The 12,767-nt window shown below is 62.0% G+C and carries 7 protein-coding genes; 6 read left to right on the top strand and 1 reads right to left on the bottom strand.

Features of this window, described 5'->3' with window-relative positions; all coding sequences use genetic code 11:
- Positions 1-185: 185 nt before the first annotated feature.
- Genes R3F07_01890 through R3F07_01910 form a run of 5 tightly spaced genes read left to right on the top strand, consistent with a single transcriptional unit; the run spans position 186 to position 7,771 of the window.
- On the top strand, positions 186-1,700 hold the full coding sequence (locus R3F07_01890; GenBank protein MEZ5275115.1) for a sodium/solute symporter: 1,515 nt from the start codon (positions 186-188) through the stop codon (positions 1,698-1,700).
- Positions 1,697-2,662 carry a dihydrodipicolinate synthase family protein gene (locus R3F07_01895; GenBank protein MEZ5275116.1) on the top strand — a complete coding sequence of 322 codons (966 nt, stop codon included), beginning with the start codon at positions 1,697-1,699 and terminating at the stop codon, positions 2,660-2,662. The genes R3F07_01890 and R3F07_01895 overlap by 4 nt, the downstream gene beginning before the upstream one ends.
- Before the next feature lie 20 nt (positions 2,663-2,682).
- The gene (locus tag R3F07_01900; GenBank protein ID MEZ5275117.1) at positions 2,683-3,777 is read left to right on the top strand and encodes a Gfo/Idh/MocA family oxidoreductase; all 1,095 of its coding nucleotides are present in this window, start codon (positions 2,683-2,685) and stop codon (positions 3,775-3,777) included.
- Positions 3,778-3,797: 20 nt separating this feature from the next.
- Positions 3,798-5,264 carry a Gfo/Idh/MocA family oxidoreductase gene (locus R3F07_01905; protein ID MEZ5275118.1) on the top strand — a complete coding sequence of 489 codons (1,467 nt, stop codon included), beginning with the start codon at positions 3,798-3,800 and terminating at the stop codon, positions 5,262-5,264.
- Between the two features lie 56 nt (positions 5,265-5,320).
- Positions 5,321-7,771 (top strand): LamG-like jellyroll fold domain-containing protein, encoded by a 2,451-nt coding sequence (locus R3F07_01910; GenBank protein ID MEZ5275119.1) that lies wholly within the window; start codon positions 5,321-5,323, stop codon positions 7,769-7,771.
- A 332-nt stretch (positions 7,772-8,103) separates the two neighbouring features.
- On the opposite strand, the gene R3F07_01915 is transcribed toward R3F07_01910, so the two are convergent.
- On the bottom strand, positions 8,104-9,810 hold the full coding sequence (locus R3F07_01915) for a hypothetical protein (GenBank protein ID MEZ5275120.1): 1,707 nt from the start codon (positions 9,808-9,810) through the stop codon (positions 8,104-8,106).
- Positions 9,811-10,062: 252 nt separating this feature from the next.
- On the opposite strand from R3F07_01915, the gene R3F07_01920 reads away from it, so the two are divergent.
- Positions 10,063-12,603 (top strand): LamG domain-containing protein, encoded by a 2,541-nt coding sequence (locus tag R3F07_01920; GenBank protein ID MEZ5275121.1) that lies wholly within the window; start codon positions 10,063-10,065, stop codon positions 12,601-12,603.
- The last annotated feature ends 164 nt before the right edge of the window (positions 12,604-12,767 follow it).

The following is a 12,767-nucleotide window of genomic DNA, read 5'->3' on the forward strand; positions in this document are numbered from 1 at the left end:
GGAAGTTTCCAGTTCCGGGATGGTTTGCGGTCTACCCAAGGTCGTCTTCTTCATGAAATAAATCGAATGAACTAAATTCGAGCTTGTCACGATCCGTCAGGATCTCAGTCTTGGAGGTGGGCACGACGCGCCTGCCTGACGCATTCTGTGTCGGCATCCCTGTCCGCAAGACACTTTCAACCCCGATGTCTGCCGGTATCCTGAAACCTCTCGATTGGTTTGTGGTCTTCCTTTACCTCGGCGTGATCGTCTGGCTGGGGGCCCGTTTTGCGCGTCGGCAGGTGAGTTCGGGTCACTATTTCCTCGGGAGCGGGCGCCTCCCGGGGTGGGCGGTCGGCATGTCGATGTTCGCCACCATCATTTCGAGCTGGGCGTTTCTCGCGCTTCCCGGAAAGGCATTTGGCAGCGACCTGCAGTACCTGATGGCGGTGGCCGCAGTGCCCGTGGTGACCTGGATCTCGGTGCGGTGGATCATCCCGATCTTTCGGGGAAAGATCCGGCTCAGCGCCTACGAATACCTGGAGACACGTTTTGGCCGGATCGCCCGGGCCTATGGCAACCTGGCCTTCCTCATTGTGCATTTCGGCAAGATGGCGGCCATCCTCTACCTGCTCTGTCTGGCCCTGGCGGAGATGACGGGATGGAGCATTTTCCTCCTGATCGCCCTGATCGGGGCCGCCACCGTGGCCTACACCTTTGTCGGCGGGATTGAGGGGGTGGTCTGGACGGATGTGGTCCAGGGCGGATTGCTCCTCTTTGGAGGTCTTCTCAGTATCGGGTTCATTTTCCTGCAGGCACCGGGCGGAGCGGGGGCCGTGCTCGAGACCGCCTGGGAGGGGGGCAAGTTCCGGCTGGCGGCCGGTGGCTTTGAGTGGAACCGGCTCGGAGCGGTTGTCCTGGTCTGTTTCGGATTCAATTTCTATCTGCAGAAGTATGTGGCCGACCAGACGGTGGTTCAGCGTTATCTGGTCGCGGGCTCGGCCCGCGGTGCCGCCGGTGCGCTCTGGATGTCCTCCTGGGTCATTCTCTTTGTCTGGATCCTTTTCATGGGATTGGGGGCGTTGCTCTGGTCGTTTTACGAACTCAGGCCCGACCTTCTTCCGGAGGTCACGCGTTCGACGCCGGACAAGGTCTATCCCTTCTTCATCGGTCATCAACTCCCGGCCGGGATATCCGGGTTGGTCCTCTCGGGGCTGGTTGCCGCGACCATGTCCACCCTCTCGTCGGACCTGAACAGCCTGAGCGCCGTGGTCCTGGATGACTACTGCCGGAAACTCAAACCGGGAGGGAGCGACAGGCGGGACCTGGTCACCTCCCGATCGATTGTCGTCCTGGCGGGTGTGCTCGGGGTGGCACTGGCGATGGGTATGACCCGCATCCATTCGATGGCGGATGCGGCCCTGAATTTCGTCTCGATTGTCGGTGGCGGTGTCCTCGGGATGTTTCTCCTTGGATTGACCGTCCCCAAGTGCACCGCGCGCAATCTTCACTGGGGTCTGATCGCCGGTCTCCTGGTGATCCTCTGGGGATTCTTCGGGCGGTCCGGTCCGTCGACGCCGTCCTGGCTGCCGGTCTTTCCCCTGCACCCGCTGTGGATCGGTCTCCTGGGCAACGCGGTGGTTTATACCGTCGGTCTGCTGGCGACCCTTCTTTTCGGGAGCGGGCGATCCGAGCCTTCCCTGACAAGCGAACGATCATGAATGAAACGATGAACACCTACCATGAGCACCCCTGGATGGGGGTTTTTGCGGCGACGCTCTGCCCATTCCTCGCAGATGAGCGGATTGATGAAGAGGGCTTGCGTGCCTATTATGCCTGGCTGTGTGGAATTCCGGGACTCAAGGGCCTGGTCTGCAACGGCCATACGGGTGAGATCATGGCTCTCCGGCCCGAGGAGCGGGTTCGCGTCACGACCATTCTGGCCGAGGAGGTCCGCAAATCCGGGCGGCCGCTCAAGGTGATCTCGGGGATCGCCGCGGAGGGAAGTCTGGTCGCGGTGGAACACGCCCGGGCGGCCCGTGAGGCCGGGGCGGACGCGATCCTCCTGATGCCGCCCCATTACCAGCTTCGGTTCGGCCGGCCGGCTTCGACTGCGATCGGTTTTGTTGAGGATGTGGCCGAGGCGGCCGACATCGACATTGTCATTCACCAATACCCGTCCTGGACCAAGGTCGGCTATTCGCTCAGTGAGATGCTGGAGATGGTCAAGCTGCCCCGGGTCGTCTGCATCAAGATGGGCACCCGTGACATGGCCCGCTGGCTTTACGACTACGAGCAGCTGAAGGCGGCCGCCCCACGCGTGACCATCATCACCTGCCACGACGAGTATCTCCTGCCAACCCTCCTGGAAGCCGGCGATGGCGCCCTGATCGGGTTTGCCGGATTCGCTCCCGAACTGATGGTTGCCCTGGTTGATGCCTGCGTGGCCGGCGACCTGAAAGCGGCCAAGCAGGCGCAGCAGACGGTCGCTCCCCTGGCACGATTGATCTACAACTTCGGGGAGCCCGGGTGCTCGGCTCATCAACGGATGAAGGTCGCCCTCTGGTTGATGGGCCGGATCTCCAGTCCTGTTTTCCGGAGGCCGACCCGCCCCTTGAGCAGGGACCAGGTCGACCGGATCCGCGACGACCTTCATGCCATCGGCTGCCCGACGGTCCGCTGAAAGTTGCAGGTTTTCCTCCCATGCCCCCACCCATCGACCGTCGCTCCTTCATCCGATCCGCCTCGGTGGCGGCGCTGGCCGTGGCCGGTGCCGGACGACTCTCCGGAGCGACGTTGCCCGCCCGCCCGATTCGCGTGGCCCAGATCGGCACGGACCATTCCCATGCCGGAGCCAAGTGGCGGACCCTGCAGGATCTTCCGGAGTTCTTCGACCCGGTCGGGATCTTTGAGCCCGTTCAGGTCAATCGCGAGGGGGCCATGGAGGATGGGGACTTCGAGGGGGCTCGCTGGCTTTCGGAGGAGGAGCTGTTCACGGGTGGGGGAGTGGACGCTGTTCTGATTGAGACAGATCTTCCCGGCCTGGTCCATTGGGCCGATCGCGCCCTGGCACAGGGTTGGCATGTTCACATCGACAAACCGCCGGGTCGCGATCTGGCCGGTCTGGCCGGGCTCCAGGAAAAGGCCCTTGAGATGCACCGCACTCTCCAGATGGGCTACATGTTCCGCTACCATCCCGCCTTCACCTTCTGTCTCCAGGCTGTACGAAGCGGATGGCTGGGGAAAATCCACGCCATACACGGGGACATCGGAAAGGCAATCGGTGCGGAGCGCCGCCCGGGACTGGCTGAAAGCTACGGAGGGTCCATGATGCTGTTGGGGTGTCATCTTCTCGATCTGGCAGTGGCCATTCTCGGACGACCGGAAAACGTCCGCTTTTTCCGTCGAAACTCGCATCCCGAACACGATGCTTTCATGGACAACGAAACGGCGGTTTTGGAATATTCCGATGCGGTGGCCACCATCCGCAGCCTTCTCTTCGAAGTGGGTGGAGGCGACCGGCGTCAATTTGTCGTTTTGGGCGAAAAAGGGACAGTTGAGATCCGGCCCCTGGAGCCGGCCAGGCTCCGCTTGGTCCTTGCTGAACCGGCCGGAGCGTATCCGGCCGGCGAGCACGCGGTCCCGATCGCATCCGTGAATGGCCGCTACCGGACTCAGCTCGAAGACTTTGCCCGGATGGCACGAGGCGCCCCCACCATCCTCACCGGCTTTTCCCCGCAACATGACCGGCTCGTCCAGGAAGTGCTGGCGCAGGCGTCGGGCCTCCCTTTCCGATAACCCCAACTCCGGCTGATATCATGCAGAACCTCTCGCGAAGGACTTTCCTCAAGTCGGCCACTGCCCTGGGGGCGCTCTCTCTCGGCCTTGGCCGCCGATCGGCCTGGAGCCAGCCGGGCGGATCAAACGAGGCCATCCGGATCGCCGTCATCGGCCTTGGCCGCAAGGGCTCGAATCATCTTCAGAATGTGCTGACCACGCCGGGAGTGCGGCTGGCCGCCCTCTGCGATGTCGATCCGGTCGTGCTGGCCCGTGCCCGGGAGGCGCTGCCGTCGTCGGCTTCCGGTGTCTTCCTGACGACCGACGCCCGACAGGTGCTCGAACGCAAGGACGTGGATGCCTTGCTCATTGCCACGACCGATCACTGGCATGCCCTTCTCACCGTCTGGGCCTGCCAGGCCGGTAAGGATGTTTATGTGGAAAAACCGCTGTCCCAGACGGTGCGGGAAGGGCGAAGAATGGTCGAGGCCGCCCGGAAGTACGGTCGAATCGTGCAGCACGGGACCCAGGCCCGTTCGGACATCGCGAATCCCGAAGTGGTGGCCTACCTGAGGGAAGGAAACCTGGGGGCGATCCAGTTTGTCCACGCAGTCTTTTTAAAGCCGAGGGACGATATCGGGCACCCGCTGCCCTGGTATCCGGACTGGCTGGATTACGATCTCTATTGCGGTCCCGCCCCGGTCCGTCCGCTGGTGCGCCGCGAGCTGCATTACGACTGGCACTGGTTCTGGGACACCGGCAACGGGGACGCGACCAATATCGGGGTCCATGTCTTCGACCTGGCGCGCTGGATGGCCGGACATTCGGAGCAGCCCCGCCGGATTCTCAGCCTGGGCGGCCGATTCGCCATCGGGGACAGCGCCGAGACTCCCAACACCCTCCTGACCGTCTTCGATTATGCGGACATACCGGTCTTTCACGAGATACGTGGCCTGCCGGCTTCACCGGGAGATGAGACGATGGACCACGTGCGCGGACTGCGCAGCGGCGTGATGGTGCAGTGTGAGCACGGCTACTTTGCCGGACGCAACGGAGGCTGGGTCTATGACAACGCCGGAAAACGGATCAGGGGTTTTCCGGGTGACGGGGGGGCGGGCCACCTGTCCAATTTCCTCGGAGCCGTGCGCAGTCGCCGGGAGGGGGAACTGGCCGCGTCCATACAAACCGGGTACACCTCGACCACGCCCTGCATCCTGAGCACCCTCTCGCAACGGGTGGGCAGACCCGCGATGCCCGATTCCATTCGGGCCGAATTGGCATCCTTTCCCTATGCGGCCGGGCGCCTGGATTCGATCGAGAAGCACCTTGGGCGGCACGGAGTCGATCTGCGGTCCAACCCGCTGACTCTGGGCCGATGGCTCGAGGTTTCCCCTCTGGATGGAACGATCGAGGCGGTCGGTGGCGGGGACGACGGGGACGCGGCTCTTGTCCATCATCTCTTTGACGGCATTTCCCGCCCCGGCTATGAATTGCCTGACCTGACCTGAACGAAATCTCTCCTTTTCAGACTCTGCAGCCTGTCTCCTCAATCAGACCACACCAAATGAAACAAACCCATCTTATCTGTCGCTTGGCGTGCGTGCTCGCCGCCGTCACTCTTGTCCCTTGCGCACGCTCGGCTGAGACGGTCGCCTTCTGGGCATTCGATGAACCGGTCGGCATGTACCCGAGCAGTGTCCTCTCCGACCAGGGGCCGGAGGAATTCACCCTGGCTCTGGGATTGGGCGGCAGCGTGGTGCCGGGCCGTTTCGGCAATGCCCTAGCGCCGCTCCCGCAGCTGGTTCCGGAACTGCCGGAGGGCAGCGTCCTTTTCGGCCTGACCCAGCTGCCGACTCCGCCGGACCGGACGGTTCCGCCCATGAGCTGGATGAATGCGCGGTTCGCCGCTCTGATGACGCGCGGTGAGAGACACCTGCGTCAGGAGTTTGAATACGCCAATGTCACACAAACCGGCGTCAATCTCGGCGATTTCGACTGGACGGTTGAATTCTGGCTTTACCCTCAATCCTGGGGCGGGACCGATCGGGACGGAGTGGTCTTTGAGATTGGCGAGGGCCCGCGGGGAGAGAACGATCGGCTGACCGCCCTCATCCTGCGGGGAGACCGGACCGGATTTGTCCTGCTCAATCAACCCACGGACACGGAAGTCGTTCTGCCTTCGGACGCGGCCAGTCTCCGGGAGCCCGGACGGTGGATTCACCTGGCCTTTGTTTACGATGCCGGGCGCCGCCAGATGTCCCATTTCGTCAACGGCCGACTGCAGGAACGAGTCCCGGGGGTCAGGCTGAAGAGCCTGGCCGAAGGCGAGGAGGCCTACTTCAGTCTGCTGCGCGATGGTCTCTGGAACCAGCCGTTGCCGGGATCGATCGACGAGTTGCGCTTTTCCCGCGGATTGCGCTATGGCGACGATTTCCAACCTCCGGGAAGCCTGGTCGGGAATGCCGCCTGTGGCCAACCGGAGCTGGAGGCGTCAATTATCCGGCCTCTGCTTTTCGGAAGCTCGGATCAATCGGATAACGGGGTGCTCGACCTGGGCAACCGGAAGCACCTCCTGATTGACGATGCCCTCTTCTCCGAGTCCCGGAATGTGGAATTTCGTCCGAATCCGCCCGAGAAGGTGGAACTGGTCTATGAAGTGAAGGGTGCCTTCCGCAAACACCTCACCGTGATCGAAGATGAAGACGGTCTGATCCGAATCTACAATCCGATCGGTCAGGAGGACCGGTTGGGGGTGCGGACCTCGCGCGATGGCGTTCACTTCGACATTCCCGAGATTTCAACTATCGAACCGGACTTCCCCAATATCGTGACGACGGATTCGGTCGGGACGCCCTCCGTATTCATTGACCCCCTGGCACCGCCCGCCGAGCGCTGGAAGCTGGTCAGCGGGACGAACGAACAGGGCATCTTTCTCTTCACTTCTCCGGATGGGTATGCCTGGACCAAGTGCCCGACCGCGGCGCTTTCGTCGTGGTCCGGCTCCCAGTCCAATATGTTCTATGACGACCAGAAGGGCGCCTACGTCGGCTACCACCGCACCGACATCGGGGAGACCGTTCATTCACGGACGGAGCGGCGCTTTGTCATGACCGAGGTGAAGTCTTTGGCACCGCCCTGGCCCTTCCAGGCGCTCACCCAGGCCGACTACGACCGGGTGGGGGAATCGACCCGCCTGGATCGCAACCGGCCCTGGTTTCTCGACAATGGTCCGCTGACCCCCGGAGGCATAGGCATCGAATACCCGACGGTTTTCGCGCTCCGCGATGGCTTCGACCCGGATTCGACCGACATCTATGTGCCGAAGGCAGTCAAGTACCCATGGGCTCCGGACACCTATCTCGCCTTTCCGTGCGTCTACTACCACTACGAGGAGGGTCCGGCCGGGCGACGGGCACTGGGGACCGAGGAACAAGCGCGCGGATCCGGACCATTGGAGATCCAGTTGATGTCGAGCCGCAACGGTGTTGACTGGAGCCGGCATCCGCGGCCGGTCTGGCTCAATGTCGGCCGGACCGACGGTCTTGACATCCACCAGAACTACATCGCACACGGAATGGTGCGACGCGGCGACGAGATCTGGATGTACTCCTACAACACCGAGGAATACCATTCGGGCCGCAAGTCGCGACCGGACGGGCGTCGCGGCGTCTTCCGGACGGTCAACCGGTTGGACCGGTTTGTCGCGGCCGAGGCCCCCTACGATGAGGAAGGCCTGCTGATGAGTCGTCCCCTGATTTTTGATGGAAGGCGCCTGAGTCTGAACGTGGATACCGGGGCGACCGGATTTCTGCAGGTCGGGCTGGTCGCGGGTGATGGCCGCCCCCTCGAGGGCTACGGGTTGGACGATTGTATCTATGTCAACGGGAACGATCTCGACGCCACGGTGCAATGGCTGGACCGGGGCTCCGACCTTTCGGCTCTGGCCGGCCAACCCGTGCGGTTGATCATCCGGATGCGGGGCGCCCGTCTGTTCGCGCTGCAGTTTGCGGATTGAGTCTGACGGGAGAACTCGGCTGCAGGTGGAAACAAACCGTAGCATGCTATGGTTTGTTTCGGCATTGAAAACCCTACGTAGTATGCTACGTTTTGTTTGGCGTCCGGAATGATTGCTTCGGACTGGCGACGGGCTCCAGGTTGTCCCGGGTTCCCAAGGAACCTCGAGTTGTAGCCGCGGCAGTCTCTTGCCGCGAATCGACGTCGGAACGCCCCAAGAGACTGGGGCGACTACATCGAAGAAACTGACGAGCAGAAGAAGCAATTCATGAGCCGAAGGATCGATCTGACCTGGTAATGTCCGAGAAAACTACGTATTGCTCGGGACCGACCTCACCCGTCGTGAAACGACTCCCGGGCGGAGAAACCGCCGAGCATGGCCAGGTCGACCTTCCGGTACCATCCGGGGGCCTCGGCCATGAGCCGGTCAAGCTGGTCGCGGTGACCGAGGCGGCGGACGGCCGCCCACTCGCTGATCCGCTGGGGGCGGCGTTCGCCGTCCCAGAGACAGAACCCGTCGGCTCCGGCCTCGTAGTACTTGCCTGCCAGCCGCGCGTACATTTCCGCCGGCTGGGTCCGGGGCATCAGATCGGGCCAGATATGAAGCCGGTCACCGCCCAGTTCACGCCACTGTCGGATGAATTCGGGACTGATCTTCGGCGAGGGCATCAGGTAGTCGACCAGGCCTTCCCGAATCCAGTCTTCGACCGCGCAGCCGTAACGGATCGGATGGTAGGGATTGGCATCCCGGTCGTACTTGTGCGGTTCCCCGTAAAAGGTGACGGCCAGCTCCCGATTCGGGCGTTCGTCGAGCAGGAGCCGGACTTCACGAACGAATTGAGTGACGTAGCCGGCCTGGTGGGCGAGGAAGCGCGGATCATTCTCCGGCAGCTCCCGGGGGTCGATGCCATGTTTTTTGCGGAAGGAGTCCACAACCGGCTCTTCATAGAGGACAAAGGGATTGGCCCGGTTGAGGTGCAGTTGGATTCCATCGGTCCCGTATTCGAGGGTCTCCCGAAGCAGGGAGAGCCAATAGGCGCGCACCTCGGGATAGGCCAGGCTGAGGCCGGTCAGGGGGCGGCCGTGGCGGTCCTGCTTGGCAAACTGCGGCATCTGATGGAAGTGTTTGGCCCGGGCGATGGGGGCCCGGTTCATCGGGTACTGCACGCTGATCATCCGGAGACTGGCGAAGATCTTCAGGCCGTTTTCATGGGAGAGCCGGGTCAGCACTTCAAGGGGATCGACCCAATCATCCTCCCATTGGTCCGCCTCTGTCCCGAGGTAGCCGATTTTCGTCCGATAACTGGCGTAGCTTCCCCGCAGGGCCTCAAAGACGAGGATGCCGAAGTCCGAATCGATGAGCGGGGTGATCTCCTCGCGAAACCATTCCTCGCTGGTGGGATGATAGGTTCTCGTGCCCGCCGTATGGCCGGTCAGCTGACCGGTGCAGAAGAGCTGGGCCAGGCATCTGGTCGTGGCCGTCGGGGCCTCGCGCTTCCAGGATTCGATCTCGCCATCGGTGAGGGGGACCAGCTTCACGTAGGCGAGGTTGGAAAATCCCAGCCATTCCGGTCCGTTGTAGGGCGGACCGGGTTGGCGAAAGTGGATTGATCGCCCGGTCAGGTCGGCCGTCTTCCAGTAGGCCTCCTGGATCGACTTGTAGATCTCGTTGACGATCCCCATCTTCGGCGGGAGGTGACCGGCGTGCTGGCGCATGTTTTCCGCCCCGACCCGCGAGTATCCGAAATCACCGTCCAGCTTGACCGCGAGTTCCCCATAAGGTGACCAGTCGACATGCTGGGGCTTGGTGTAGTTGATCCCGAGATAGATCCGGTAGGGGCCTTTCAGCTCGAGAGGCAGGGTCAGGGTGCCGCTGTCGTGATCGGGGAAAGCGGTGACCATCACGCCGGAAGCCCCGTCGACGGTTTCATAGTCGGTCAATTGCCAGCGCCCGTCTTCGAACGTGCGGGTCAATCGGGCCTTAGGGGTGCAGTTCGTGAGGTCGCTGAGAAGGATGGCGGCAGGCTTGGAGGGAGACATGATTGGAGATTCCGAGGAGGCAGGTGGACGACCAGAAGGGGGGTCAGAGCGAAACGAGGTGATGAAATAGTGATGAAATACCTTTTAGCTTGATGAAAAGATCAAGCCTGTCTTGAGTCCGACTGCTCCATTCCACTGAGACTTTCAGCAAACTTCAATCCCCAACCGCTCAGGCCCGTTCCCGTCAATTTCACGGTGAAACGGAGGCGTTATCCTGGATCTTCCGTTCACCTTCACCGCATTTGTCAAACAATGAATCCTCTCCGTTTTCCTTCTTCTCGCGACCTCCGGCCGCTTCCCCTGCTCACGGCTTTGGCGTTGGCATCGGTTTTTCCCGCGGGTCGGCTCCAGGCTGATTCCGAGACAGTCGCTCTCTGGGGATTTGATGAGACTCTCGGAATGTATCCCAGTCATACACTCGACACGGTGGAGGGCCTGAATGCTCCGCTGACGATGGGCTTGGGGGCCAGGCTGATTCCGGGCCGGTATGGGAATGCGCTCAGCATCGAGGACCAGGAACCGGTTGATGAATCGCTCCGTCGGCTGGAAGAGCTCTTCCGGCATGAGACCGGTCAGAAGGGCCCACTGGATCCTTCCAAGCTGCCGGAGGAGGCGACCGAATTCGGACTCATTTCGTTCGATCCGGCGAAGGGACGGACGGTCCCTCCGCTTTCCTGGAGCGGAGCCGGCTTTGCCGCCCTGATGACCGGCGGGGAATACCATTTGCGCAAGGAGGTTGGTTATCTCAATCCAACAGCCGGGGACCTGAACCTGGGGGATTTTGACTGGACGGTGGAATTGTGGTTCCAGCCCCGTGGACCTACCGGTGAGTCCGGGGTCATCCTGGAGATCGGAACGGGTCCGCGCGGCGAGAACGATGTGGTGACCCGTCTCGAGTTGAATGGGGCCGGAGACGGATTCACCCTGGTCAATCAGCCCTCTGCCACCGAGTTGGCCATTGCCAGTGACGGGCAGGCTCTTTCCGCCGCGGACGGCAGCTGGATTCACCTCGCCTTTGTCCATGATGCCCGGGCGAATCGGGTGACCCATTACGTGAATGGTCGGAAGCAGGCGGCGCCGGCCCGCGCCGAACTCAAGGCGCTCCCATCCGGGGAAGAGGCCTATCTTTCAGTCGGGCGCGACGGGCTCTGGAATCATCCGTTGCCCGGGGCGATTGATGAGCTGCGGATTTCCCGGGGCCGGGTTTATGAAAAGGACTTCGTCCCGCCCGGCAGCCTGGTGCCTTCCTATCCGGAGCCGGAACTGCTGGCCGGCCCGGCGCCGCTCTTCGGCAAGGGTGCCGAAGCCCACGCGGTCATTCCGCTGGGAGGGCGCAAGCACCTCTTTATTGATGCCGCCTTTGTCGCGGACCAGGAAAACCTCACCTGGGTGCCCAACCCGCCGCGCAAAGCGGAGCGGGTGATGGAAGGAATCGTTCCCCCGTTCCGCAAGCACCTCACTTTTGTGGAAGATGAGGACGGGCGCATCCGCATGTTCAACGGCCTGGCCGATGATTATCTCGGTGTGCGGATCTCCGATGACGGAATCCATTTCGAGATCCCCGACACGGGAATCCATCACAAGGGTCATCCCAATATTGTCATCGCGGAGTCCGTGGGCATGGGTTCACCTTTCATCGACCCGAACGGCCCGCCCGAACACCGCTGGAAATACCTGAGCGGTTATGATTCGAGAGGAACCTACCTTTACACCTCACCGGATGGCTGGAAGTGGAAGCGGGTCCGGACAGCCGCGCTCTCCTTCCGCTCGGGCTCGCAGACGAGTTTTTTCTACGACGACCAGCGCCAGCGCTATGTCGCCTATCAGCGAACCGGCTTTCGTCAGTCGGCCGGGGGCGCCACCCAGCGGGAATTCGTCATGACCACCGCAACGGACCCGTATCATCCCTGGCCCTTCACCCCGCAGAGCGCGGAGGAGATCTGGGAGATTGCCAAGACGACAAGGTTGCGGCCGATTCAGCCTTGGTGGCTGGACAATGGTCCCCTCACTCCGGGTGATTTCGGGATCGAGTACCCCTCCGTATTCTTTCCCATCGACGGCTTCGATCCGGTGGGGAGCGGTGTCTACGTGCCCAAGGCCCACAAGTATCCGTGGGCGCCCGACACCTACCTGGCCTTTCCGGTCATGTATTTTGACTATGAAGAGGAGAACGGTCCTCCGCAGCGCCATGTCCTGATGGATCCGGCGCGGTTGCTGGGTTCGGGAACAGTGGAAACCCAGCTTGCGGTCAGCCGTGACGGCGAGAGCTGGAAGCGATTTCCCCGGCCGGCCTATGTGGGCCTGGGCGACCACGGGGACCGCGAAATCCACCAGGCGTATATGGCCGAGGGCATGATCCGTCGCGGCCATGAGATCTGGCAGTATTATTATGGAACCGAGATCTACCACTCCACTTATGTGAAGGAGGACGGCTCCTCCTCGGTCTTCCGCGTGGTGCAGGAACTCGATCGGTTTGTCGCAGTGGAGTCGCCCTACGACCATTACGGGTATCTCACGACCAGGCCTTTCACCTTCGAAGGCAACCGTCTGTCCGTGAACGTGGACACGGATTCCCTCGGCTATGTCCAGGTCGGTTTCATCGATGAGGACGGCCGGCCGATCCCGGGTTTCAACCTCGATGACTGCATCTACCTGAATGGGGATTTCTTCGACAAGAATGTCGAGTGGTTGCACGGGGGATCCGATGTTTCGGCCCTGCAGGGACGGACGGTGCAGCTGGTCTTCCGGATGCGCGGCTCGCGGCTCTTCGGCATGCAGTTTCTGACCCAATGATCGAGATTCGGAAATCCCGCCGCGACCCGACGGTGGCCCTTCGACACAGGGAAGTGGCTGCAGAGAAGATGTGATCCTTGTCGCAACGTCGCTGTGTCGACGTTCCTGAAAAACCCATGTTCCATAACATTCGCGGCAGAGTCCGCATCCGAAGAAGAGTGCTC

The sequence above is a fragment of the Opitutaceae bacterium genome, assembly GCA_041395105.1.
Classification (GTDB): domain Bacteria; phylum Verrucomicrobiota; class Verrucomicrobiia; order Opitutales; family Opitutaceae; genus B12-G4.